We start from the raw sequence: 23,593 nt of genomic DNA on the forward strand, positions 1-23,593 counted from the left end.
CAAATGGTTCAGGCAATCGTTTTCCTGCCTCTGCTGGGCGCCATTCTGGCCGGCCTGATTGCGCTTGTGGGCGCGCATGGGCGCAACCCCTCAGGCGACACCGTCGAGCATCACCACGAGGCGCACGGTAATGGTGCGAATAACGGTCATGTCTCCGCTGCCTCCATCAAGGAGGAGGGGAGCGTCATTCACGAGACCCATGACGAGCCGGGCCATCACGACCACGAGCCGCCGGCGGCCGGTTCGCGCGCGGCCGAGCTGATCACCACGGCACTCTTGTTCGTCTCGGCCGCGCTGTCCTGGATGACGCTGGTCGATGTCGGCTTCATGCACCATGACGCCCGCATCCAGCTGCTGCCCTGGATCTTCTCGGGTGATCTCCAGGTCTGGTGGACGCTGCGGGTCGACACGCTCACCGCCGTGATGCTGGTGGTGGTGACGACCGTGTCCTCGCTCGTGCACCTCTATTCCATCGGTTACATGGATGAGGACCCGAACCGGCCGCGCTTCTTTGGTTATCTCTCGCTGTTCACCTTCGCCATGCTGATGCTGGTGACCGCTGACAATCTCGTGCAGCTGTTCTTCGGCTGGGAAGGCGTGGGTCTCGCCAGCTATCTGCTGATCGGCTTCTGGTACCAGAGGCCCTCGGCGAACGCCGCCGCCATCAAGGCCTTCGTGGTCAACCGCGTCGGCGATTTCGGCTTCGCGCTCGGCATCTTCGCAATCTTCATGCTGGCCGGCTCGACCGATTTCGAGACCATCTTCCATGCCGCGCCCAGCTTCACCGACAAGACCATCAACTTCCTCGGCTGGCACGCCGACGCGCTGACCCTGACCTGTCTCCTCCTGTTCATGGGTGCGATGGGCAAGTCGGCGCAGTTCCTGCTGCACACCTGGTTGCCGGACGCGATGGAAGGCCCGACCCCGGTCTCCGCGCTGATCCACGCCGCGACCATGGTCACCGCCGGCGTGTTCATGGTGGCGCGGCTGTCGCCGCTGTTCGAGCTCGCACCGAACGCGCAGGCCGTCGTGATGTTCTTCGGCGCCACCACGGCGTTCTTCGCGGCGACCATCGGTCTCGTCCAGAACGACATCAAGCGCATCGTCGCCTACTCGACCTGTTCGCAGCTCGGCTACATGTTCGTCGCGATGGGAGCAGGGGCCTATTCGGTCGGCATGTTCCACCTGTTCACGCACGCCTTCTTCAAGGCGCTGCTGTTCCTAGGCTCCGGCTCGGTGATCTACGCGATGCACCACGAGCAGGACATCCGCAACATGGGCGGCCTCTGGAAGAAGATCCCCTACACCTATGCGGTGATGGTGGTCGGCACGCTGGCCCTGACCGGTTTCCCGCTCACCGCCGGCTACTTCTCCAAGGACGCGATCATCGAGTCCGCTTATGCCGCGCACAATCCGTTCGCGATGTATGGCTTCCTGATGACGGTCGTCGCCGCCGGCCTGACTTCGTTCTACTCCTGGCGCCTGATCTTCAAGACCTTCCATGGCGAGCCGCATGACGAGCATCACTACGAGGCCGCGCATGAGAGCCCGATCTGGATGCTGATCCCGATCGGCGTGCTGGCGGTCGGCTCGATCCTGGCCGGTTTCCCGTTCAAAGAGCTGTTCGCCGGTCACGGCATCGAGGAGTTCTTCCGCGAGTCCGTGAAGATGAACCCGCACATCATCGAGGAGATGCACCATATCCCCGCGACTATCGCTTTCCTGCCGACGGTGATGATGGTGCTGGGCTTCCTGATCTCGTACCTGTTCTATATCCAGCGGCCCTACATTCCGGTCCAACTCGCCAAAGAGCAGCCGGGGCTGTATCAGTTCCTGCTCAACAAATGGTACTTCGACGAGCTCTACGATTTCATCTTCGTCCGTCCGGCGAAGTGGATCGGCTACCAGCTCTGGAAGAAGGGCGACGGCTTCATCATCGACGGCTTCGGACCCGACGGCGTCTCTGCTCGCGTGCTCGACGTCACCCGCAACGTCGTGAAGATCCAGACCGGCTATCTCTATCACTACGCATTCGCCATGCTGATCGGCGCGGCCGGCCTGATCACCTGGTTCATGTTCGGCTTTGGAGGCCAGTAAATGACAACCTGGCCCATTCTTTCGGTCACGACGTTCCTGCCGCTGGTCGGCGCGCTGATCGTCTATCTCAGCCGTGGCGATGACGAGGCGGCCCGGCGCAATTCGCGCTGGATCGCGCTCTGGACCACGCTGATCACCTTCGCGGTGTCGGTGATCCTGGTCATGCGCTTCGATCCTGCAAACCCGGATTTCCAGTTCGTCGAGAAGGCGAACTGGCTCGCCACCGGCATCACCTACCATATGGGTGTCGACGGCATCTCGCTGCCGCTCGTGATCCTCACCACCGCGGTGATGCCGTTCTGCATCATCGCGAGCTGGAAGGCGATCACCAACCGCGTCCGCGAATACATGATGGCGTTCCTGATCCTGGAGACGCTGATGGTCGGCACCTTCTCGGCGCTCGATCTCGTGCTGTTCTACCTGTTCTTCGAGGGCGGCCTGATTCCGATGTTCCTGATCATCGGCGTCTGGGGCGGTCCACGCCGGGTCTATGCGTCGTTCAAGTTTTTCCTCTACACGCTGCTCGGCTCGGTCTTGATGCTGCTCGCCATCATGGCGCTGTACTGGAACGGCGGCACCACCGACATCCCGACCCTGATGCACACCGCCGTGCCGCGGTCCTTGCAGACCTGGGCCTGGCTTGCCTTCTTCGCCTCGTTTGCGGTGAAGATGCCGATGTGGCCGGTGCACACTTGGCTACCCGACGCGCACGTCGAGGCGCCGACCGCGGGCTCAGTGGTCCTCGCCGCGATCCTGCTGAAGATGGGCGGCTACGGGTTCCTGCGCTTCTCGCTGCCGATGTTCCCGCTGGCCTCGCACGACTTCGCGCCGCTGATCTTCACGCTTTCGGCCATCGCCATCATCTACACCTCGCTGGTGGCCTTGATGCAGGAGGACATGAAGAAGCTGATCGCGTACTCATCGGTCGCGCATATGGGCTTCGTCACCATGGGCATCTTCGCCGGCACCATGCAGGGCGTCGCCGGCGGCATGTTCCAGATGATCTCGCACGGTATCGTCTCCGGCGCGCTGTTCCTCTGCGTCGGCATCGTCTACGACCGCTTGCACACCCGCGAGATCGCGGCCTATGGCGGCCTCGTCAACCGGATGCCGCTCTACGCGATGACCTTCATGGTCTTCACCATGGCCAATGTCGGTCTGCCCGGCACGAGCGGCTTCGTCGGCGAGTTCATGACGTTGCTCGGCACCTTCAAGGTCTCGATCCCGACCGCGTTCTTCGCCACATCAGGTGTGATCCTGTCGGCTGCTTACGCGCTGTGGCTCTACCGCAAGGTCGTGTTCGGGGAACTGGTCAAGCCGTCGCTGATGAGCATGAAGGATCTCACCTTCCGGGAGTGCCTGACGCTGTTTCCGATGATCGCGCTGACGATCCTGTTCGGCGTCTGGCCGAAGCCGGTGCTCGACATGTCGGCCGCCTCGGTCCAGCAACTCGTCAACAATTACAACACCGCCGTGACGGCCGTGAAGGCCGCCGCACTGCTCCAGTGATCGGGCAGGTCAGGATATCGCCATGAGCTTTTCGACTGCAGGTTATCAACTGGCGCCGGTGCTGCCCGAGCTCGTGCTCGCGGTCGGCGCCATGGCGCTTCTGATGCTCGGGGCCTATCGCGGGCAGGGGACGACCAGGACGGTCACCTCGCTGGCGGTGGTGCTGCTGATCCTGGTCGGCGCGCTCGTCTACATGCAGCCCGCGGGCAAGCAGGTGACCTTCGGCGGCAGCTTCATCGTCGACGACTTCGCCCGCTTCATGAAGATCCTGGCCGTGATCGGCTCGGCCGTGACGCTGATCCTGTCGACCGAGTTCCTGTCCGACCCGTCGCGCCGCATCTTCGAATATTCGATCCTGGTGCTGCTCTCGACGCTCGGCATGATGGTGCTGATCTCGGCCGGCGACCTGATCTCGCTCTATCTCGGCCTCGAATTGATGTCGCTGGCGCTCTACGTCGTGGCCGCCTCGAACCGCGACAACGCCAAGTCGACCGAAGCCGGCCTGAAGTATTTCGTGCTGGGCGCGCTGTCCTCGGGCATGCTGCTCTATGGCGCCTCGCTGATCTACGGTTTCACCGGTACCGTCAGTTTCACCGGCATCGCCGCGGCCGCGACGGTCTCGAATATCGGCCTGATCTTCGGCCTCGTTTTCCTGCTCGTCGGCCTCTGCTTCAAGGTCTCGGCTGTGCCGTTCCACATGTGGACGCCGGACGTGTATGAAGGCGCGCCGACCCCGGTCACCGCCTTCTTCGCCTCGGCGCCGAAGGTGGCCGCGCTCGCCGTCTTCACCCGCGTGACGCTGACCGCATTCCCCGGCATCGTCTCGCAGTGGCAGCAGATCCTGGTGTTCGTGTCGATCGCCTCGATGGCGCTCGGCTCCTTCGCCGCGATCGGCCAGAGCAACATCAAGCGCCTGATGGCCTATTCCTCGATCGGCCATATGGGCTTCGCCTTGGTCGGCCTGGCCTCGGGCACGGTCGAGGGCGCGCAGGGCGTCCTGATGTACATCGTGATCTATGTCGCGATGACGCTCGGCTCGTTCTCGATCATCCTCGCGATGAAGCGCAACGGCCAGGCCGTGGAGCAGATCAGCGATTTCGCTGGCCTCTCGCGCACCAACCCGCTGCTCGCCTTCATGTTCGCGATGCTGCTGTTCTCGCTCGCCGGCATTCCGCCGCTCGCCGGCTTCTTCGCCAAATGGTACGTCTTCGTCGCCGCCATCAAGGCGAACCTGTTCACGCTCGCCGTGATCGGCGTGCTGACCAGCGTCGTCGGCGCCTACTACTATCTCGCCATCGTCAAGACGATGTACTTCGACGAGCCGGCCGGCCAGGTCGACCCGGTGCGCGTCGAGGTGAAGACGGTGCTGGCGGTCGCGGGCGTGTTCAACATCCTGTTTGCGCTGTTCGCAGGTCCCGTGGTGAGCGTCGCCTCCGCCGCGGCAAAGTCGCTGTTCTAGGATGGGCTTCGCGCTCGGTCCTCGCGCACAGGCCGCGGGCTACAAGCTCGCGGCTTTCGAACGGACCGGCTCGACCAACACCGACGCGATCGAGCATGCCAGGGCCGGCGAACGCGGCCCGATGTGGTTCGTCACGTCGGAGCAGACGGCCGGCCGCGGCCGCCGCCAGCGTGCCTGGATCGCGCCGCGCGGCAATCTCGCGGCCAGCGTTCTCGAAGTCCTCGACATCGCGCCAGCGGTTGCCGCCACCATCGGGTTTGCTGCGGGGCTGGCGGAGGAGGCCGCCCTTGAGAAGGTCAGCCTTGAGGCCGCGCTGCGGCTCGGTCCTGAGCGTCCCCGCTACGCCCTGAAATGGCCGAATGACGTCCTCGCCAATGGCAAGAAGCTCGTCGGCATCGGCCTGGAGGCGGAGGCCATTGGCGACCGCCTCGCCGTCGTGGTCGGCATCGGCACCAACGTCGTCGCTGCGCCCGAAGGGACGCCAACGCCCGCAGTGTCGCTGGCCGCCCTCGGCGTCCAGATCAGCGCGGAGGAGCTGTTCTCGGCGCTCTCGGATGCGTGGGTCGAGTTCCGCGGCATCTGGGATAATGGCCGGGGTTTTGCCGAAATCCGCAAACTTTGGCTGGAGCGCGCGGCCGGCCTCGGCGAGAAGGTCGCGATCCACACGGGAACCATGACGCTGGAAGGCATTTTTGACACCATCGACGACACCGGCTGCCTGATCGTCCGCACCGCCGAGGGCCGCCTTGTGCCGGTGGCCGCGGGCGAGGTGTTCTTCGGCGCCGTCGCCTCCGTGGGAGCTGCGTGATGGCGAGGCCCGACGAACTGGTGTTTGCGCCGCTCGGCGGCGTCGGCGAGATCGGCATGAACCTATCGATCTACGGCCTCGGCAACCGCCACCAGCGCGCCTGGCTCGCAGTCGATCTCGGCGTCTCCTTCGGCGACGAGGAGCATCTGCCGGGCATCGACCTCATCATGCCCGACATCAGCTTCCTGGAGAAGGAACGCAAGAACCTGATGGGCCTGGTGCTGACGCACGCCCATGAGGACCATTTCGGCGCCATCATCGACCTCTGGCCCAAGCTGAAATGCCCGATCTACGCCACGAAATTCAGCGCTGCGCTGTTCGAGGCCAAATGCGCCGCCGAGCGCAATGCGCGCGAGATCCCGGTCACGGTGGTGCCATCAGGCGGCCGCGTCGATATCGGCCCGTTCAACGTCGAGTTCATTCCCGTCGCGCACTCGATTCCGGAGGCGCACGCGCTGGCCATCCACACCGAAGCCGGCATCGTGCTGCACACCGGCGACTGGAAGATCGACCCGACCCCGACGCTGGGGGCCCCGACCGACGAGAAGCGGCTGCGCGAATTGGGCGAGCAAGGCGTGCTCGCCCTGATCGGCGATTCCACCAACGCGGTGCGCGACGGCCGCTCGCCCTCGGAGGCCGAGGTCGCCAATACCATCATCGACCTCGTGAAGGCAGCCAAGGGCCGCGTCGCGGTCACGACTTTCGCCTCCAACGTCGCCCGCGTCAAAGCCGTGGCTGACGCCGCGAGGGCCGCGGACCGCGAGGTCGTCGTGGTCGGCCGCGCCATGGAGCGCGTGGTGCAGGTCGCGCGCGAGACCGGCTATCTCGAGGGCGTGCAGAATTTCCGCTCGCCCGAGGTCTACGGTCACCTGCCGCAGGACAAGGTGCTGGCGCTGTGCACCGGCAGCCAGGGCGAGCCGCGCGCCGCGCTCGCGCGCATCGCCAATGACGACCATCCCGAGATCACGCTGAATCGCGGCGACAGCGTCATCTTCTCCTCGCGCACCATTCCCGGCAACGAGAAGGCGGTCGGCTCGATCATCAACAATCTGGTGCTCCAGGGCGTCGAAATCATCACCGATCGCGACGCCCTGGTCCACGTCTCCGGCCATCCGCGCCGCGACGAGTTGCGCGACCTGATCTCCTGGGTGAAGCCGCAGCTCCTGATCCCGGTCCATGGCGAGGCGCTGCATCTGCACGAGCACGCAAAGCTCGCCCGCGCCGCCGGCGTGCCGCGCGTGCTGGTCTGCCGCAATGGCGATCTCGTCAAGCTCGGCCCCGGCGATCCCGGCATCGTCGGCGAGGTGCCGTCCGGCCGGCTCTACAAGGACGGCACGATCCTGGAGGATTCCAAGTCCCGAGCCGTGATCGAGCGCCGCCGCATGGCCTTCTCCGGCTGCGCCTTCGTCGCCATCGCCATGACTGCGCAGGGCGAGCTCGCCGACGAGCCTGAGGTCGATCTCGTCGGCGTCCCCGAGAAGAACAGGGCGGGCGAGCTCTTCGACGACCTGGTTTTCGATGCCGTAATGTCCACGATCGAGGGCCTGCCGCGGGCGCGCCGCCGGGATCCGGATGGTTTGGCCGAGTCGGTGCGCCGCGCGGTCCGGGCCGTGATCAATGAGCATTGGGGCAAAAAGCCCCCCTGTCTGGTACACGTGCTGACAGTGTAGATTAGGCGTGGTCTCCGGATCACGCTCTGAGGGAGAAGAAACATGCTGGGTCGCCTCAACCATGTCGCGATCGCGACCAAGGACGCCGTCAAGGCCGCCAAGATCTACGGCGCGGCATTCGGCGCCCAGATTTCCGAGGCCGTGCCGCTGCCAGAGCATGGCGTCACCACCGTGTTCGCGACGCTGCCCAATACCAAGATCGAGTTCATCGAGCCGCTCGGTGAATCCTCACCGATCGCAAAATTCCTGGAGCGCAATGCCGACGGCGGCATCCACCACGTCTGCTACGAGGTCGTCGACATCATCGCCTCGCGCGATGTGCTGGTGAAGGAGGGCGCGCGCGTGCTCGGCGATGGCGTGCCGAAGATCGGCGCCCACGGCAAGCCGGTGCTGTTCCTGCACCCGAAGGATTTTTCCGGCGCGCTGGTCGAGATCGAGCAGGCATAAGGCCGCGCCATGGCCATCCAAATCTCGACCGCGCTTGCGATCTACTTCGTCATCTGGTGGATCGCGCTGTTTTTGACGCTGCCGTTCGGCGTACGCAGCCAGCACGAGGACGGCGTCGGCGCCCCCGGCACAGACCCGGGCGCGCCGATCCTGGCGCGGATGGGCCGCAAGCTGATCTGGACCACGATCATCTCAGCGGTGATCTACGGTCTCGGCCTCGCGGCCTATCATGCCGGCTATCTCTCGATCGAGCGCCTGTCGAAATTGATGGGAATGCCGTTTTAGCTACACCTCTCCCTTCCGGGAAGAGCTGTAATGCCACGACGATGCACGTTGCCTAGTTCAATTGCTCGCTTAGAATTTGCGCTTGTTTTTTTGGGGGATCGAAGTACGCCTCCGACGAGGACCGTCTTGCGTGACGGGTGGTAATTCGCGAAGCGTGTGACCTTAAGTCTAGCTTTAAGGTGATCAGGCGATGCGGGTCGAGGTTTTGGGCGGGCTCGAGCGGCGGCGGCGTTGGTCGCAGGACGACAAGGCACGGATTGTCGAGGAGACGCTGGCACCGGGCGCGAAGGTAACTGAGGTTGCGCGGCGCAACGGAGTAGCGGCCAGCCTGGTGTTTACCTGGCGTCGCCAAGCACGGACATCGGAACAAGTTGCACCATCTTTTACGCCGGTGCAGATCGCCGCCGTAGCAGCCTCGGCTGAAGAAACTCCGAAGCTTTTGCCTACGGTTGATGGCCGAGTTCGTTCGGCGGCAGCTGCGCGTACTGGATTGATAGAGATCGATCTCGGCAACCGACGGTGCATCCGGGTGGATGCGCACGTCGATCCGGAGGCGTTGGCGCGGGTCCTCGATGTGCTTGGACGCCGATGATTTCTGTACCAGGGAATGTGCGAGTGTGGCTGGCTACAGGCTACACGGATATGCGCAGAGGCTTTCCATCGCTGGCCCTCCAAGTGCAGGAGGTGCTGCACAAAGAACCGCTTAGCGGTCATTTGTTTGTCTTCCGTGGTCGCCGCAGCGATCTTGTGAAGGTGATCTGGCACGATGGTCAGGGAGCCTGCTTGTTCACAAAAAACTCGAGAGAGGAAAGTTTATCTGGCCATCGGTTGCCGGTGAAGCGGTAACGATCTCGCTGGCGCAGTTGAGCTACCTGCTGTCCGGGATCGATTGGCGCAATCCGCAAGAAACCCAGCGCCCGACGCGGGTCGGATAATCGTTTTGGGTTTGAATCTGATGCTCGATCTGATTCAATGGCTTCATGACATCGAAGCCGGACGATCTTCCGTCGGATCTCGCAAGCGCCTACCTTGCGCTGCTGGCCGAGCGCGAGGCGTTGCAGGCTGAACGCGATGTGGCAGTCGCGGATGCCGCCAACGCGCGGGCGGAGCTGTCGGACAGCGAGGTGCTGATCGCTCATCTTGAGCTACGGATCGAGAAGCTCAAACGCGAACTGCACGGGCAGCGCTCCGAGCGCACGGCGCGGCTACTCGAGCAGTTGGAATTGGAGCTCGAAGAACTCGCCACCACGGCGACCGAGAATGAGCTGGCTGCGCAGGCTGCCGCGGCAAAAACCCAGAGCGTGAGCGCCTTCACGCGCAAGCGGCCGGTGCGCAAACCGTGGCCGGACGACATCGAACGTGAGCGCGTCGTCATCAAGGCTCCAACGACCTGCGCCTGCTGCGGCGGATCGCGGCTGGCGAAGGTCGGCGAGGATGTGACCAAGACGCTGGAGGAGATTCCGCGTCGCTTTAAGGTCATCGAGACGGTACGCGAGAAGTTCACCTGCCGCGATTGCGAGAAGATCAGCCAGCCGCCGGCACCGTTCCATGCGACGCCCCGCGGCTTCATCGGCCCACAATTGCTGGCGACGATTTTGTTCGACAAATTCGGCATGCATATCCCGCTCAACCGCCAGAGCGTGCGCTTCAAGGCCGAGAGGATCGATCTGCCGCTGTCGACGCTGGCCGACCAGGTCGGCCACGGAACCTTCGCCGTCATGCCGCTGTTCCAGCTGATCGAGCGTCATGTGCTCGCGGCCGAGCGCCTTCATGGCGACGACACCACCATCCGCGTCCTGGCGAAGGGCAAATGCACGACCGGCCGGATCTGGACGTATGTGCGGGATGACCGGCCGTTCGCCGGGCCTGCGCCGCCGGCGGCGGTCTATTATGCCTCGGGCAATCGACGGGGCGAAAATCCTCAGAGGCATCTGGCCGCCTTCGTCGGCATTCTGCAGGCGGATTGCTATGGCGGCTTCGAGCCGTTGTTCGACCCAAAAGGAAAGCAATGCCGATCACGCCGGCATTTTGCCTGGCCCATGCGCGGCGGGGATTCTTCGAGCTGGCTGACATCGAGAAAGCCGCCCGGGAAGGCAAGGGCAAACCGCTCTCTCCGATCGCGCTGGAGGCGGTCAGGCGTCTGGATGCGTTGTTCGAGATCGAGCGCGCCATCAACGGCCGTAGCGCCGACGAGCGGCGTGCCGTGCGCCAGGAGCGGAGCAAGCCGCTGCTCGACGACATGCACGACTGGCTGCTCCGCGAGCGAGAAAGCCTCTCGCGCTCCGCCGAGGTCCTGAAGCCCATGAACTACATGCTTAAGCGCTGGGACGACTTCGTCCGCTTCCTCGACGATGGCAGGATCTGCTTGACCAACAATTGCGCTGAGCGTGCATTGAGAGGCATTGCCTTGGGAAGGCGCAACTGGACCTTCGCTGGCAGCCAGCGTGGCGCCGATCGTGCAGCTATCATGCTGACGATGATCACGACCTGTCGCCTCAACGACGTCGATCCCAAGGCTTGGCTCGCCGACGTCCTCGCCCGGATCGCTGATCTTCCCACCTCGCGTCTGCGCGAACTGCTGCCCTGGGAATGGAAGCTCCTGCACCAAGCCGGCAAGTCCGCCAATCAGCAAGCCGCCTGACCCTTCACGCAACGCCATCGTAGAACTCGCCGTGCTCGCGCGCATGCGTCAATCAGGCGGCCTTCGTCGTATGCGTACGGATCGAATGACTTTTCAACGTGTCGTCATTGCGCTTCTGGTGCTGATCGCCGCGGGGCTCGGTGCCATTGGCTATTTCGAATGGAAGATCGCCGTTCAGGCCCGGACGCTGAAGGCGTTCGTCGAGGGCTATGTCTTCAACGAGGCGGTGCTTGCCTGCGAGCAGGCGAAGAGCTCGACGCCGTTCAGGTGGAACGGCGGCAAGAGCACCTCGGTGATCGGGCTGAACTCGGTCAAAACAGATAAATACACTGTCAGCGCCAGTTACACGCTGGTGGCGGACAGCGTCTATTGTGATTACGATCCGATCAAAAGAAAGGCCGAGATCGGCTCGAGCTTCCTGGAACGGGAGTAACGATCCGGCCCGTAAAGATGGGGTGGGATCGTCATGACCGGGGACCGGGCAGGGGATTATCGGATTCTGCATGAGGGGGCTTTGCGGGACTATCTCGCGGGCCTGCCAGACCTCAAGGCACTGCTCGGCAGCGATCCGGCCGCCTGGATGATCACCGAAGTCGGCGACGGCAATCTCAACCTCGTCTTTATCGTCAAGGGCACGCGCGGCGGCATCGCCGTGAAGCAGGCGCTGCCCTATGTCCGCCTCGTCGGCGAAAGCTGGCCGTTGCCGCTGTCGCGGGCCCACTACGAATATCTCGCGCTGTGCCGCTATGCCCAGCTCGCCCCGGGCCTGGTGCCGGCCGTGCTGCATCACAGCGAGGCGCTGGCGCTGACGGTGATGGAGCTGCTCGAGCCCCACATCATCATGCGCAAGGGATTGGTCGCGGGAACGCGCTATCCGCGCTTCGTGGACGACATCACCACCTTCATGGCAAGGACGCTGTTCTTCACGTCCGACCTCGCGCTCGCCGCGGCTGAGAAGAAGGAGGGGATCGCGGCTTTTGCCGGCAACCACGCGCTGTGCAAGATCACCGAGGACTTGATCTTCACCGATCCCTACCGCGTCGCGGAACAGAACCGCTGGACCGCGCCGTATCTCGACGGCCTCGCCGCGAGCTTGCGCGACGACATGGAGCTGCACGTCGCGGTCTCCCGGCTGAAGTTGAAATTCATGGCGAGTCCGGAAGCGCTGATCCATGGCGACCTCCACACCGGTTCGATCATGGTGACCGAGAGCCAGACGCGGGTGATCGACCCGGAATTCGCATTCTACGGTCCGATGGGGTTCGATGTCGGCGCCGTCCTGGCGAACCTGCTGATGGCCTATTTCGCCTCCGCCGGGCACGAGCGCGCGCCGGGCGGGCGAAGGGCCTTCGAGGTGTGGGTGCTGGAGACCGTCGAGCAAGTCTGGACCGAGTTCGCCCGCAAAGTCCTCGACCTCTGGCGGGCGGGAGCCACCGGCGATGTCTATCCCCTCTCGCTCTTCGCCGGCGAGCAGGGCGCCGCGCGGCTGGAAGCCGAGCGGCAGGCCTACATGCAGCGCCTGTTCGCCGACACCGTCGGCTTCGCAGCTGCAAAAATCATCCGCCGCATCTTGGGTCTTGCGCACAACATCGATTTCGAGCTGATCGAGAACCCGCGGACACGTGCCATCAGCGAAGCCCGCGCCGTGCGTCTGGCGCGGATGATGATGGTGGAGACGGCGGCATTTCCAGCCATTGTCGACGTCACCGGGGCCGCGCGGAAACTGCGCGATTGGCAGCCGGAGCTATCCGGCTGAGAGAGCCTCATGGCAAGGAATGCGCCTCCGCACGCCGTCAACGCGAGCGCAGCGAAGCAATCCAGAATCTCTCCCCGGAGGCAGTGTGGATTTGCTTCGCTGCGCTCGCAATGACGAGGCGAGAGATCGTCGTGGGTCTCAATAAAGCCGCATCGGCAGCAGGACGCCGTCTGCGCCGACCAGCAGACCCCAAGTCTCGTCGGCCGCGACCTCGAACTGGCGGTTCTGGACCATTCCGCCGTCGACCTCGACCGTGACCTTGCACTTGCCGGGCGGCAGATCGATCCTTTGGCGTCCGGCAACTCGCCTGCGGCGGAGTCGGAGTTCGCCAGTTTTTCGCCGGCGTGTACCGCCAGATTGATGGTCTGCTCGGCGATCGATCACGAAAAATGTTCATTGTTCCTGGTCGCCCGATGACGCGCCGCGTCAATTGGCGGCTTGCATCATCGGGAGGCACGACCTGCTTCCGAGATCCTCGTCGGAGGGGCGTCTTCAGGAATTGGCATTGGTCTCCATCAAAAACGAAGCTTGCATTCGACGGGCGACGAATGATCAAATCTCTGATCGGCATGCACCTGCGGTTTTGGGGGACACATGACGTTCAGGACCATCGCGATCGTTGCTGGTTTGGCACTGGCGCTCGCTGCCACGGCGGAGGCCCAGACGCCGCTCAAGGGCGGAACCATCCGAATGACCGCGCCCTATGGCTCGAGCTTCACCAGCCTCGACATTCACACCACGCAACGCGCCCAGGACGAGATCTACGCCAAGGCGCTGCACCGGTCGCTCTACATCTGGGATTCCGCGCAAGGAAAGCCGGTCCTGGAACTGGCCAAGGAGGATGTGGTCTCGGGTCGAGGCCTGGTTCACACCTTCAAGCTGCGCGATGATGCCTATTTCCACAATGGCCGCAAGATGACTGCCGACGACGTCATCTGGTCCTACAACCGCATCATGGACGGCAGCAAAGCCTATCCCGGCGCGCGTTACGTCCGCGTGATCGAGGGCGCCGCCGCGGTGGAGAAGGGCCAGGCCAAGGAAATCTCCGGCCTGAAGAAGATCGACGATTTCACCATCGAGATGAAGCTGACCGAGAAGGTCGATCCGGGCTTCTACTTCTTCACCGCGCTGACCTCGATCTATCCCGCCGACGAAGCTGCCAAGGATACCTTCATCCAGAAGCCGATCGGTCTCGGGCCCTTCAAATTCGTCGAGCACGTGCCGGGCTCGCGCATCGTCCTGGAGCGCTGGGACCGCTTCTACAAGCCCGGCAAGCCCTATGCCGACAAGGTCATCGTGTCGATCATGGCGGAGGCCGCCGCGCGCGATGTCGCCTTCCGCAACAAGGAGATCGACACCTCGATCCTGGGACCCGCACAATACGTCGCCTACCAGTCCGACGCCAACCTCAAGGGCACCATCGTCGAGGTCGCGGAGGTCTTTACGCGGTACATGGGGATGAACACCGCCTTCAAGCCGTTTGCCGACAAGCGTGTCCGGCAGGCCATCAACTACGCGATCGATACCGACCTGATCATCAACAAGCTGGTCAAGGGCAAGGCCTACCGTGCCACCAGCTGGCTGCCGTTGACCTCGCCTGCCTACGACAAGGCCATGAAGCCGTATCCGTATGATCCCGCCAAGGCCAAGCAACTGCTCACCGAGGCTGGCTACGCCTCCGGCTTCGAATTCGAATGGACCACCAGCCAGAATGAAAGTTGGGGCCTGCCGATCGTCTCAGCCGTCATTCCGATGCTGGACAAGGTCGGCATCAAGGCGAAGGTCAAGCAGGTCGAGACTGCGGTGCTGGCGGAGGTGGTTCGCACTGGCGACTACCAGGCCTTCATCTATTCCCAGCAGAGCGGCCCGGATCCGCTGGCCGCACTCAAATGCTTCCACTCGTCGACGCCGCAGCCGGCCTGCAACTACATGAACTTCAAGAATGCCGAATTCGACAAGATCCTCGATGAGGCAGGGCAGGCCGATGACGCTGCGAAGCGCACCCAGCTGCTGCAAAAGGCCAATGCACTGCTCTACGACGAGGCGCCGGTCTGGTTCTTCAACTACAACAAGGCGGTCATGGCCGTGCAGCCATGGCTCCACGGAATCCAGCAGAACCCGACGGAGCTGACGCACCAGAACGCCGAGGAGCTCTGGGTCGACGAGACCTCGCCCGCGAAGTGACACGCGTTCTCGTGCTCCCTCCATCGCGATGAGCGATGGAGGGCGGAAGAAAGTGCCGATGCTCTCCTTCCTGATCCGCCGCCTGCTGCAGACCATTCCGACCGTGCTCGCCGTCGTGCTGCTGGTGTTCGTGCTGTTCAGCGTCGTTCCCGGCAGCATCGCCTCGACCATGAGCGACGACGTCGATCCCCAGGTCGAGCTGCGCCTGAAGCAGCAGCTCGGCCTCAATGATCCTGTCTATGTGCGCTTTGGCAACTATATCGCCAAGCTCGCGACCGGCGACTTCGGGACGTCGTTCCGGACGCGTGAGCCTGTCACGACCATGATCGCCAAGCGGGCATGGCCGACGCTGCAGCTGATCTTCTCCGCCATGGCGTTTGCGGTCCTGCTCGGCGTGCCACTCGGCTTCGTCGCCGCATTGCGGCCGGGCGGTCTCGTGGACACGGTTGCGATGGTCGTGGCGGTGTCGGGCCTGTCCATTGCCAAATTCTGGCTCGGATTGGTGATCATGTATGTCTTTGCCCTGAAGCTCGGCTGGCTGCCGAGTTTCGGCTACGGCGACGGCGGCCTGAAATATCTGCTGCTTCCGGCCGTGACGCTCGGCGTCTCGCCGATGGCGCTATTTGCGCGGACGACGCGTGCTGCCGTCCTCGAGATCATGACGGCCGATTTCGTCCGCACCGCGCGCTCGAAGGGCATGAGCGAGACAAGGGTGGTGAAGTGGCATGTGATGCGCAACGCACTCGTCATCATTCTCACCACCGTGGGCCTGCAGTTCGGCGGGCTGATGGGGCAGGCGGTCGTCGTCGAAAAGCTGTTTTCCTGGCCGGGCATCGGCTCGCTGCTCGTGGACAGCGTCCTGCAGCGGGACATTCCGGCCGTCCAGGGCTCGATCCTTGTGGTGGTGCTGGCCTTTCTCGCGATCAATCTGCTGGTTGACGTGCTCTACGGCGTGATTGACCCCAGGATCAGATACGCATGAAGCTCCGCGCCAACCTCATTATCGGTGGCGCCTTGTTCGCGCTCACGATCCTGGTCGGTGTGCTTGCGCCCTGGTTGGCGCATACCGATCCCGTTCTGGATGCCAATCTCTTGAACGCGGAGGAGCCGCCGAGCTGGACCTGGTGGTTCGGCACCGACGACCAGGGCCGCGACATCTATTCCCGCGTCGTCTACGGCGCGCGCGTCTCGCTGACGGTCGGCATCGTCTCGCAGCTTATCAACAGCGTGATCGGCGTGGCCCTGGGTTTGAGCGCGGGCTATTGGGGCGGCTGGTGGGACGATGTCGTCAACGCCCTGACCAACGTTATGCTGGCGATCCCGTCGCTGATCTTTGCGCTGGCCATCATGGCGGTGCTCGGACCGGGCCTGACCAGCCTCCTGATCGCGCTCGGGCTGACCAACTGGTCCTTCACGTGCCGGATCGCGCGGGCATCGGCACTGTCGCTGAGAAACCAGGGCTATGTGCAGGCGGCGACCGTGCTCGGTTACGGCGACCTGCGCATCATGATGACGCAGCTGCTGCCGAACATGCTGGGGCCGATCGTCGTCATCGGCACGCTGGGGATGGGCAGCGCGGTTTTGTCTGAAGCCGCACTGTCGTTCCTCGGCCTCGGCGTGCGACCGCCATTTCCGAGCTGGGGCAGCATGCTGTCGGACGCGCGCGATCAGATCACGACCGCGCCGTGGCTCTCGGTGTTTCCCGGCCTTGCTATCTTCCTGACCGTGCTCGGCCTTAACCTGCTCGGCGACGGCCTGCGCGACATTCTCGATCCCCAATCGCGGAGCCGGCGAACATGACGAGCGCGCCGCTGATCGAGGTCGAGGATCTCAGCATTGATCTCGATGATGGATCGAGGCGCGTTCCGGCGGCCGAAGGCATTTCGTTCCGGATCGATCGGGGCGAGACGTTCGGCCTCGTCGGCGAATCCGGCTGCGGCAAGAGCATCACGGCGCTCGCCTTGATCGGCCTGCTGCGGCCGCCCTTGTCAATCGGCGGTGGCGCGATCCGGTTCGGTGGGCAGGAGATCCAGAATCTCTCGGCCGCCAGGCAACGTGAGCTGCGCGGCAACCGCATCGCCATGATCTTCCAGGAGCCGATGACGGCGCTGAACCCGGTCTCGCCGGTGGGACGGCAGATCGCCGAGATGTTCGTGCTGCACAAGGGCAAGAGCTGGCGGGAGGCCAACCAGCTGGCGGTCGAGTCGCTCGCGAGCGTCCGTGTGCCAGCGCCCGAGCGGCGCGTGAAGGATTATCCGCATCAGCTGTCCGGCGGCATGCGCCAGCGCGTGATGATCGCCATCGCGCTGGCCTGCGGTCCGGACCTCCTGATCGCCGACGAGCCGACCACCGCGCTCGACGTGACCGTGCAGGCGGAGATCATCGAGCTGATGCGCAATCTTTGTGCCGAGCGGGGAACGGCCATCCTGATGATCAGCCACGATCTTGGCCTCGTCGCTAATGTCTGCCGCCGCGTCGCCGTCATGTATGCCGGCCGCATCGTCGAGGAGCGCAGCTCGGCGGATATCTTCCGCGCGCCCTCCCATCCCTATACGCAGGGCCTCGTCGATTCCCTGCCGCGGCTGGGCAGCCGCGCTGCGCTCGGCCGCAGCAGGCTCAAAGAGATCGCGGGCGTCGTTCCCGCGATCACGAATTCCCCGGATGGCTGCCGGTTCAATCCGCGTTGCGCGCAGGCGAGCGATATTTGCCGGACTATCGTGCCCAAGACGGATTTGCTGGAGGCGGGCGGCTTGGTCAGGTGTCACCACCATGCATGAACCGCAGGACATGCTGAGTGAAGCCAGGCGGGACGACGATCTCATTCTCACTATCGAGGACCTCGCGGTTCATTTCCCGCTGGGAGGTGGCCTGCCGGGCCGCGGCCGGCGGCTGCTGCGTGCGGTTGACGGCGTCGATCTCAAATTGAGGCGCGGTGAATGCCTCGGCCTCGTCGGCGAGTCCGGGTCGGGCAAGTCGACGGTCGCATTGTCGATCCTCGGTCTGCTGACGCCGACGCGCGGCCGCATCGTGCTGGACGGGCAGGTCGTGACCAACCGGCAATCCGGCGATCGAAAGGCGCTGGCCCGCATCGTGCAGATGGTGTTTCAGGATCCCTACGCCTCGCTCAATCCACGCCAGACCGTTCGTCGCACGCTCGAAGATCCCCTGCGTGTGCACGGCCTGATCGCGAAAAGCGAGATCGAGGACCGCGTCGCGACCATGCTTAAACATGTGGGTCTGCGGCCCGAACAGGCCAACCGCTACCCGCACGAATTCTCCGGCGGCCAGCGCCAGCGCATCGGCATTGCCCGCGCTCTGATCCTCAATCCCAAGATTGTCATCTGCGACGAGCCGGTCTCGGCGCTCGATGTCTCGATCCGCGCCCAGATCATCAATCTGCTGCTGGAGCTGAAGGACACGCTCGGCCTGTCCTACATCATGATCAGCCACGACCTCGGCGTCGTCGAGCACATGAGCGACCGCGTCGCCGTGATGTATCTCGGCCGCATCGTCGAGAACGGTCACTGGCGCGAGATTTTCGAACGTCCCGCGCACCCCTACACGCAGGCCCTGATCGCGGCCATCCCCGATCCGCTGCGCCACGCCCCGCTGGCAACGACCGGCGGCGACTTACCCAACCCGCTCAATCCACCGAACGGCTGCGCGTTCAGTCCGCGCTGCCGTTATGCCGAGGCGGTGTGCCGGAGCGAGCCGGGGCCAGCGCTGGAGACCCGACCCGATGGGCACGCGGTGAGATGCTGGCGGAGTGCGGAGATTGCGGGGCAGGCGGCGCTGGCACCGGCAGAGGGCCTCAACGTCCGCTGATGCCGACCAGGCGAGGACGGCCCTGGTTTGGGTGCGGGTTTGCGGCTTGCAGGGCGCGGAGCCATTGGCGGAAGCTCACGATCTCCGGACAATCTGCGGTGCCTTCGGGCGCAACCAGCCAATCGCCCAGGGCCGGCCCCTCATCGATCCGTTCGCAGCGATAGCCCGGATGGTGGCTGAGACCGCGGCCGATCAGCAGGTCGACCTTGCCCTCGACGAGCTCGTGCAAGCCGGCGGGCTGCAGCACGCGCAAACCGATCTCCGCATGCGCGCTGCGAAACTCCGCAAGTTCGAGGCGGCGCAGGTCGTAACTGCCGTGGACCCCCAATTGCAGCAGCACAGCACCTGCCGGCTTCAACTGCGAGGTCGCCTCGGCAATGTGGCGAAAGCCTTCGGATATCCCCGGCAGATAGGCCTGGCCCGCCGCGGTGAGGATGAGCTGCTTGTGCAGCCGCTCGAACAATTGCACGCCGAGGCGCGCCTCCAGCGCTTTCACCTGCTGTCCCACGGCGGCGGGCGTGACGTGCAGCTCGTGTGCGGCGAGCTTGAAGCTGAGATGGCGCGCGGCGGCCTCGAAGGCGCGGAGCGCGTTCAGTGGGGGCAGGGCGTAGGTCATCGCACTGCACTTTGACACCGACAGGCCGCGTCCCTGCAATAGATTTTCTTGCGCTGAACCGCAGCAACGATGCTTTGCGCAGCTGTGATGCCGCCGGATACGCTTGACGCGCAAATCCGGAGAAACGCCATGTCACCAGCTCACATCGTCAGCCACAATCCCGCAACGGTTCACCCGCCCGCCGGCGGCTACAGCATGGGCCTCGAGCTGAAGCAGCATCGCCGCCTGCTGTTCATCAGCGGCCAAGTCCCTGACACGCCCGACGGCACCGTGCCTGACGGCTTCGAGGCGCAATGCGAGCAGGCCTGGCGCAATGTCAGGGAAGTGCTCGCCGCGGCAGGTCTTGGCGTCGAGCACCTGGTCAAGGTCACCACGTTTCTGACTGATCGCAGCCAAGTCGTCACCAACCGCGCCATTCGCCGCGCCATGCTCGGGGAGCACCAGCCGGCGCTGACCGTCGTGGTCGTCGAGACCGTCGACAGCAAATGGCTGCTGGAGATCGAGGCGATCGCCGCGGAATGAGGCGGCGTCGTCGATGTTGCAACGAGCCAATCATATCGGGTGTCCAATGGCTGAGATCCATCCGTTCTACAAGACGCATCGCCACGCGATGGAGGCCGCCATGCGCGAGCGAATAGACCTTGCCGAAGCAATGCTCCGCGAGCGCACGCATCTCTCCGATATCGACGGAATCAGGCAGGAAGTGATGGACGAATTCGAGATCGTCCTCACCCAGATGCCCTATGTCGGCGGCGCGGCAAGCCGCATGAGTGATTTCTTCATGCGCCTGACTGGCTTCATGGCCATCAGTCGGGTGCTGCGGCGCCACGGCGTGCCGGTGCCCGTGATCGGCGAGACTGAGCGGGAAACCTACAAGGCGCAGCTGCTGACGACGCCAGAAGCCGAGCGTCTCGCCGCAGGGCGTCAATTCATGTCACGGGAGAACCAGGCCTTAATGCGCGAACAGGCCGCAAGAAGCGCTACAGAAGCTCACCAAACAGAGTTTCCGGAAGATTTCGTCTACGATTTCGTCGAGCCGGGTCCGCAAGACAGCTTCGAATTCGGCATCGACTACAAGGCCTGCGGCTTCTGCAAGCTCGCGGCGCGCCATGGCGACAAGGAGATCCTGCCGAACATCTGCGGCCTCGACTTCGACGCCTACGCCACGCGAGGCATCCGCCTGGAACGGACCCAGACGCTCGCGGGCGGCGCAACCCACTGCAATTTCCGCTTCTCGCGATTAGACCGCACCCGCTGACCCGCGATAGAGGTGATCCCGGATCGCCGTTCTGCCGCCACGTGGTCATTGCGAGCGCAGCGAAGATTCCATGCGGAGTGGATAGCGACCGGGTCTGAGGCCAGACTGAGGTTGCTGAAGCACTCAACCTGGAGACAACGATGTTGCTCGATCATCTTTCCGACGGACTGGCCGCTATCCGGACGCAGATTGGCGCAATTTTTGTGTCATTGGAACTGAGCCGTTCGACCTGGCTGGTTACATCGCTGTCGCCCGGCAAGGGCGAGAAGATGTCCAAACACAGCGTGAAGGCCGGCGCTATTGCGGAGCTTTTGAAGCTCTTTGCAGCGCTGAAGCGTAAGGCACAGGCGCGAACGGGCGAGAGTTATCCGATTATCACCATCCAGGAGGCGGGGCTGGATGGGTTCTGGCTTCACCGCACTCTGCAGTCGGAGGGCGTCGAGAGCTACGTGGTCGATCCGGCCTCGATCGCGACGCCGCGCCGGCGCCGGCGGGCCAAGACGGACCGGTTGGACGGCGAGACGCTGTTGCGGTCGCTTCTGGCCTACAAGCGCGGCGAGCCACGGGTCTGCGCGATGGTCGTTGCCCCCTCTCCGGAAGAAGAGGACCGCCGCAGGCTTTGCCGGGAGCGGCGGACCTTGATCGCGGAGCGGATCGTGCATGTGAACCGGATCAAGGGTGTTCTGTTTGCGCAAGGGATATTCGACTACGTGCCGCTGCGGCGCGATCGACGGACGCGGCTTGAGGCCTTGCGCACGGGGGACGGGCGGCTGCTGCCGGCGCATTTGAAGGCGCAGATCAGCCGCGAGCTCGACCGGCTCGAACTTCTGCTTGACCAGATCGCGGCGGTAGAGCGCGAGCAGGATGCATTGCTGGCTGCAAGCCGACCAGCAGGCGAGAAGGCTGCATCGAACCCGGTCGCGATGCTGCTCGACTTGAAGGGCCTGGGCCCGAACTTTGCTGCCATTCTCTGGTCGGAGGCCTTCCACCGTCAGTTCACCAACCGCCGCCAGGTTGCGTCCTATGCCGGTCTTGCGGCCACGCCATGGCGCAGTGGCGGCATTGAGCGTGAGCAGGGCGTGTCGAAGGCCGGCAATCCGCGCCTGAGAACCACGATGATCCAGCTCGCCTGGCTGTGGATACGTCATCAGCCTCAATCGGCTCTGACCCAGTGGTTCAAGGCCAACAGCCAGCGCGGCCGCAAGCGCACAATCGTGGCGCTGGCGCGCAAGCTGCTCGTGGCCCTGTGGAAATACGTGACCGCCGGCGTCGTGATCGAGGGAGCCGTGGTGAAGCCCGGCGCCTGACACCACGCCTCTCAGCCTCAAAACCAATCCGCCGAGGTTGATCAGCCTCGGCCGATCCGGGTGGACGAACCGATGGATTGCATGGCTTCAAACGCCGTAACGAAGAAGGGTCTCGTCCTCTCGAGCCTGCCCGCCGCAAGCGGAATGTTGGTGCAGTTGCCACCGCGCAACGACCGAATGTGAGTTTGATCTGGCATGCAAACCAGATTGCCAAAACCGGCTCGACCCTTGGATCGCCAACCATAGGAGTAGTTCACGCCGCACTTCCCGACCTAACAAGCCTGAAGGCGTGCTCGCTCAGGTCAAGACCAAGCCGCTTCGCGGCGGCCCTCACGGGCCGGTCTTGACCTGATCTGCGCGCGCCATCCGAAAAGTTCCGCGGTCGGGACGAAGAGCTGGCCTGCAATCGAACAAAGAGCTGATCATAAATCTTGACACATCAAATCCCCATGTGAGCAATCCAGAATCCCTCCGCAGAAAGACTCTGGATTGCTTCGCTGCGCTCGCAATGACGGCGGATGCACCGGTCTTTCGAAGCCGGCCGCCATCATGACATCATGCCCCTGTTTTGCCCGACGAGTCAAATCGACTTCGCTAAATCCGCAATTTCATGGCGCCGCCGGCAAGCCATTGATTCTGCTGGCCCCGGCTACTGTGCATGGGGTTGTTTTCGCCGTTTTTGTTTTGGCGGCCGTCTACTCCGCCGCTTTCTCCCTCAAGCGCTGCGCATAGACGTTGATGACGAGCGCCGCCAGCAGGATCAGGCCGCGGATCAGGATCTTCAAAAAACTGTCGATGTTGACGTGGTCGAGGCCATTGTTGAGGACGCCGAGCACGAACAGGCCGACGATGGTGTTGCCGATGCCGCCGCGACCGCCGAACAGGCTGGTGCCGCCGACCACGACGGCGGCGATGGAGTCGAGCAGGTAGGTGTCGAACTCGTTCTGCTGCGCGCTGCCGAAATGGGCGACGCCCAGCATGCCGCCGATGCCGGAGCACACCGCCGAGATCACCATGACGGCACCGAGGATCAGCTTGACGTTGAGACCCGAATATTCGGCTGCCTCGCGATTGCCGCCGACCATGTAGACGTAGCGGCCGAAGCGCGTATAGGTCAGCACCAGATGGCCGCCGAGCAGCATGATGGCGGCGACGATGACGATCCAGGGGATGCCGCCGATCGAGCCGGAGCCGAGCGTCGTGATCAGGCTCGGCACCTTGTAGGCGATCTGGCCGCGCACCAAGAGCGCCGAGATGCCGGCGGCGATCTGCATCATCGCCAGCGTCATGATGAAGGAGGGGATGCCGATCACCGTCAGCCCCAGCGCGTTGACGAGCCCGAGCAGGGCGCAGAGCAGGATCGACAGGATGATCGCGACCGCGCCGGGCAGGGGGATGTTGGCGATGTTGACGTAGGATTCCTGCAGCGTGAAGTAGGCCACCGCAATGCCCGTGACATTGGCGATGCTGGCGATCGACAGGTCGATCTCGGCGCAGAGGATCACGAAGGTGAGGCCGACCGCGATGATGCCTGTCACCGAGACCTGCGTCAGGATGTTGCCGAGATTGTCGAGGGTTGCGAAGGAGGGGCTGGCAAAGGCGAAGAAGACGGAGAGGAAGATCAGCGTCAGGAACGGCGCGATGTTGCGCATCTGCGAGCGCAGGAAGGGTGCAAGGCCTCGCGCCCGCTGTCCCGCCGCCAAAGCCGTCTCACTGCTCATGTGCTTCTCC

The 23,593-nt window shown here is 63.9% G+C and carries 21 protein-coding genes and 1 pseudogene; 20 read left to right on the plus strand and 2 right to left on the minus strand.

The window, feature by feature from the left end; all coding sequences use genetic code 11:
* Positions 1-3 precede the first annotated feature (3 nt).
* From nuoL to P6U29_RS20015, 17 genes and pseudogenes are all read left to right on the plus strand, one after another.
* Positions 4-2,097 (plus strand): NADH-quinone oxidoreductase subunit L, encoded by a 2,094-nt coding sequence (nuoL, locus tag P6U29_RS19935; protein ID WP_407119100.1) that lies wholly within the window; start codon positions 4-6, stop codon positions 2,095-2,097.
* Positions 2,098-3,606 (plus strand): NADH-quinone oxidoreductase subunit M, encoded by a 1,509-nt coding sequence (locus P6U29_RS19940; RefSeq protein WP_407119101.1) that lies wholly within the window; start codon positions 2,098-2,100, stop codon positions 3,604-3,606. It begins immediately after the preceding gene.
* A 22-nt stretch (positions 3,607-3,628) separates the two neighbouring features.
* The gene (gene nuoN / locus P6U29_RS19945) at positions 3,629-5,065 is read left to right on the plus strand and encodes an NADH-quinone oxidoreductase subunit NuoN (protein ID WP_407119102.1); all 1,437 of its coding nucleotides are present in this window, start codon (positions 3,629-3,631) and stop codon (positions 5,063-5,065) included.
* Position 5,066: 1 nt separating this feature from the next.
* On the plus strand, positions 5,067-5,873 hold the full coding sequence (locus P6U29_RS19950; protein ID WP_407119103.1) for a biotin--[acetyl-CoA-carboxylase] ligase: 807 nt from the start codon (positions 5,067-5,069) through the stop codon (positions 5,871-5,873).
* A complete protein-coding gene (locus tag P6U29_RS19955; protein ID WP_407119104.1) occupies positions 5,873-7,543 on the plus strand; it encodes a ribonuclease J in 1,671 nt (556 codons plus the stop codon). Before P6U29_RS19950 ends, P6U29_RS19955 begins: the two co-directional genes overlap by 1 nt.
* A gap of 42 nt (positions 7,544-7,585) precedes the next feature.
* Positions 7,586-7,990: a methylmalonyl-CoA epimerase gene (mce, locus tag P6U29_RS19960; RefSeq protein ID WP_407119105.1), complete on the plus strand. Its 405-nt coding sequence runs from the start codon at positions 7,586-7,588 to the stop codon at positions 7,988-7,990.
* Between the two features lie 9 nt (positions 7,991-7,999).
* A complete protein-coding gene (locus tag P6U29_RS19965; protein WP_407119106.1) occupies positions 8,000-8,275 on the plus strand; it encodes a DUF1467 family protein in 276 nt (91 codons plus the stop codon).
* 190 nt (positions 8,276-8,465) lie between these two features.
* A complete protein-coding gene (gene tnpA, locus P6U29_RS19970; protein ID WP_074448291.1) occupies positions 8,466-8,867 on the plus strand; it encodes an IS66-like element accessory protein TnpA in 402 nt (133 codons plus the stop codon).
* A gap of 50 nt (positions 8,868-8,917) precedes the next feature.
* Positions 8,918-9,210, plus strand: a pseudogene (gene tnpB, locus P6U29_RS19975) (IS66 family insertion sequence element accessory protein TnpB).
* A 45-nt stretch (positions 9,211-9,255) separates the two neighbouring features.
* A protein-coding gene (gene tnpC / locus P6U29_RS19980) for an IS66 family transposase (RefSeq protein WP_407119107.1) occupies positions 9,256-10,916 on the plus strand; the annotation gives its coding sequence in 2 pieces (ribosomal slippage) (positions 9,256-10,273 and positions 10,273-10,916; 1,662 coding nt in all).
* A gap of 31 nt (positions 10,917-10,947) precedes the next feature.
* Positions 10,948-11,349, plus strand: coding sequence for a hypothetical protein (locus tag P6U29_RS19985; protein ID WP_407119108.1), 402 nt, complete (start codon positions 10,948-10,950; stop codon positions 11,347-11,349).
* Positions 11,350-11,382: 33 nt separating this feature from the next.
* On the plus strand, positions 11,383-12,672 hold the full coding sequence (gene mtnK, locus P6U29_RS19990) for an S-methyl-5-thioribose kinase (protein ID WP_407119109.1): 1,290 nt from the start codon (positions 11,383-11,385) through the stop codon (positions 12,670-12,672).
* Positions 12,673-13,266: 594 nt separating this feature from the next.
* A complete protein-coding gene (locus P6U29_RS19995; RefSeq protein WP_407119110.1) occupies positions 13,267-14,856 on the plus strand; it encodes an ABC transporter substrate-binding protein in 1,590 nt (529 codons plus the stop codon).
* Between the two features lie 58 nt (positions 14,857-14,914).
* A complete protein-coding gene (locus P6U29_RS20000; RefSeq protein ID WP_407119368.1) occupies positions 14,915-15,838 on the plus strand; it encodes an ABC transporter permease in 924 nt (307 codons plus the stop codon).
* A complete protein-coding gene (locus P6U29_RS20005) occupies positions 15,835-16,656 on the plus strand; it encodes an ABC transporter permease (RefSeq protein WP_407119111.1) in 822 nt (273 codons plus the stop codon). Before P6U29_RS20000 ends, P6U29_RS20005 begins: the two co-directional genes overlap by 4 nt.
* Positions 16,653-17,633: an ABC transporter ATP-binding protein gene (locus P6U29_RS20010; RefSeq protein ID WP_407119112.1), complete on the plus strand. Its 981-nt coding sequence runs from the start codon at positions 16,653-16,655 to the stop codon at positions 17,631-17,633. Before P6U29_RS20005 ends, P6U29_RS20010 begins: the two co-directional genes overlap by 4 nt.
* Complete coding sequence (locus P6U29_RS20015; protein WP_407119113.1) at positions 17,626-18,681, plus strand: ABC transporter ATP-binding protein; 1,056 nt, start codon at positions 17,626-17,628, stop codon at positions 18,679-18,681. The genes P6U29_RS20010 and P6U29_RS20015 overlap by 8 nt, the downstream gene beginning before the upstream one ends.
* On the opposite strand, the gene P6U29_RS20020 is transcribed toward P6U29_RS20015, so the two are convergent.
* Positions 18,668-19,297, minus strand: a complete 630-nt coding sequence (locus P6U29_RS20020) for a LysR family transcriptional regulator (protein ID WP_407119114.1) — start codon at positions 19,295-19,297, stop codon at positions 18,668-18,670. The two genes, P6U29_RS20015 and P6U29_RS20020, sit on opposite strands and share 14 nt — an antisense overlap.
* A gap of 129 nt (positions 19,298-19,426) precedes the next feature.
* Here P6U29_RS20020 and P6U29_RS20025 point away from each other — a divergent pair, with 129 nt between their 5' ends.
* The 3 genes from P6U29_RS20025 (at position 19,427) to P6U29_RS20035 (ending at position 21,862) form a co-directional block, all read left to right on the plus strand.
* On the plus strand, positions 19,427-19,819 hold the full coding sequence (locus P6U29_RS20025; RefSeq protein WP_407119115.1) for a RidA family protein: 393 nt from the start codon (positions 19,427-19,429) through the stop codon (positions 19,817-19,819).
* Between the two features lie 46 nt (positions 19,820-19,865).
* A complete protein-coding gene (locus tag P6U29_RS20030; protein ID WP_407119116.1) occupies positions 19,866-20,555 on the plus strand; it encodes an L-2-amino-thiazoline-4-carboxylic acid hydrolase in 690 nt (229 codons plus the stop codon).
* A 140-nt stretch (positions 20,556-20,695) separates the two neighbouring features.
* Positions 20,696-21,862 carry an IS110 family transposase gene (locus P6U29_RS20035; RefSeq protein ID WP_407112656.1) on the plus strand — a complete coding sequence of 389 codons (1,167 nt, stop codon included), beginning with the start codon at positions 20,696-20,698 and terminating at the stop codon, positions 21,860-21,862.
* A gap of 695 nt (positions 21,863-22,557) precedes the next feature.
* Here P6U29_RS20035 and P6U29_RS20040 read toward each other — a convergent pair.
* Positions 22,558-23,583 (minus strand): ABC transporter permease, encoded by a 1,026-nt coding sequence (locus P6U29_RS20040; RefSeq protein ID WP_407119117.1) that lies wholly within the window; start codon positions 23,581-23,583, stop codon positions 22,558-22,560.
* Between the last annotated feature and the right edge of the window lie 10 nt (positions 23,584-23,593).

This window comes from Bradyrhizobium sp. LMG 9283 (assembly GCF_045571415.1).
In the GTDB taxonomy this organism is placed as follows: Bacteria; Pseudomonadota; Alphaproteobacteria; order Rhizobiales; family Xanthobacteraceae; genus Bradyrhizobium.

What these genes read in the sequence shown, in the direction of transcription:
- nuoL (WP_407119100.1), top strand. Translation starts at nt 4, where the DNA reads ATGGTTCAGGCAATCGTTTTCCTGCCTCTGCTGGGCGCCATTCTGGCC.
- P6U29_RS20035 (WP_407112656.1), top strand. Translation starts at nt 20,696, where the DNA reads ATGTTGCTCGATCATCTTTCCGACGGACTGGCCGCTATCCGGACGCAG.
- P6U29_RS19965 (WP_407119106.1), top strand. Translation starts at nt 8,000, where the DNA reads ATGGCCATCCAAATCTCGACCGCGCTTGCGATCTACTTCGTCATCTGG.
- P6U29_RS19950 (WP_407119103.1), top strand. Translation starts at nt 5,067, where the DNA reads ATGGGCTTCGCGCTCGGTCCTCGCGCACAGGCCGCGGGCTACAAGCTC.
- mce (WP_407119105.1), top strand. Translation starts at nt 7,586, where the DNA reads ATGCTGGGTCGCCTCAACCATGTCGCGATCGCGACCAAGGACGCCGTC.
- P6U29_RS19955 (WP_407119104.1), top strand. Translation starts at nt 5,873, where the DNA reads ATGGCGAGGCCCGACGAACTGGTGTTTGCGCCGCTCGGCGGCGTCGGC.
- P6U29_RS20040 (WP_407119117.1), bottom strand. Translation starts at nt 23,583, where the DNA reads ATGAGCAGTGAGACGGCTTTGGCGGCGGGACAGCGGGCGCGAGGCCTT.
- nuoN (WP_407119102.1), top strand. Translation starts at nt 3,629, where the DNA reads ATGAGCTTTTCGACTGCAGGTTATCAACTGGCGCCGGTGCTGCCCGAG.
- P6U29_RS20005 (WP_407119111.1), top strand. Translation starts at nt 15,835, where the DNA reads ATGAAGCTCCGCGCCAACCTCATTATCGGTGGCGCCTTGTTCGCGCTC.
- P6U29_RS20010 (WP_407119112.1), top strand. Translation starts at nt 16,653, where the DNA reads ATGACGAGCGCGCCGCTGATCGAGGTCGAGGATCTCAGCATTGATCTC.
- P6U29_RS19995 (WP_407119110.1), top strand. Translation starts at nt 13,267, where the DNA reads ATGACGTTCAGGACCATCGCGATCGTTGCTGGTTTGGCACTGGCGCTC.
- P6U29_RS20030 (WP_407119116.1), top strand. Translation starts at nt 19,866, where the DNA reads ATGGCTGAGATCCATCCGTTCTACAAGACGCATCGCCACGCGATGGAG.
- P6U29_RS20020 (WP_407119114.1), bottom strand. Translation starts at nt 19,297, where the DNA reads ATGACCTACGCCCTGCCCCCACTGAACGCGCTCCGCGCCTTCGAGGCC.
- P6U29_RS20015 (WP_407119113.1), top strand. Translation starts at nt 17,626, where the DNA reads ATGCATGAACCGCAGGACATGCTGAGTGAAGCCAGGCGGGACGACGAT.
- mtnK (WP_407119109.1), top strand. Translation starts at nt 11,383, where the DNA reads ATGACCGGGGACCGGGCAGGGGATTATCGGATTCTGCATGAGGGGGCT.
- tnpA (WP_074448291.1), top strand. Translation starts at nt 8,466, where the DNA reads ATGCGGGTCGAGGTTTTGGGCGGGCTCGAGCGGCGGCGGCGTTGGTCG.
- P6U29_RS19940 (WP_407119101.1), top strand. Translation starts at nt 2,098, where the DNA reads ATGACAACCTGGCCCATTCTTTCGGTCACGACGTTCCTGCCGCTGGTC.
- P6U29_RS20025 (WP_407119115.1), top strand. Translation starts at nt 19,427, where the DNA reads ATGTCACCAGCTCACATCGTCAGCCACAATCCCGCAACGGTTCACCCG.
- P6U29_RS20000 (WP_407119368.1), top strand. Translation starts at nt 14,915, where the DNA reads ATGCTCTCCTTCCTGATCCGCCGCCTGCTGCAGACCATTCCGACCGTG.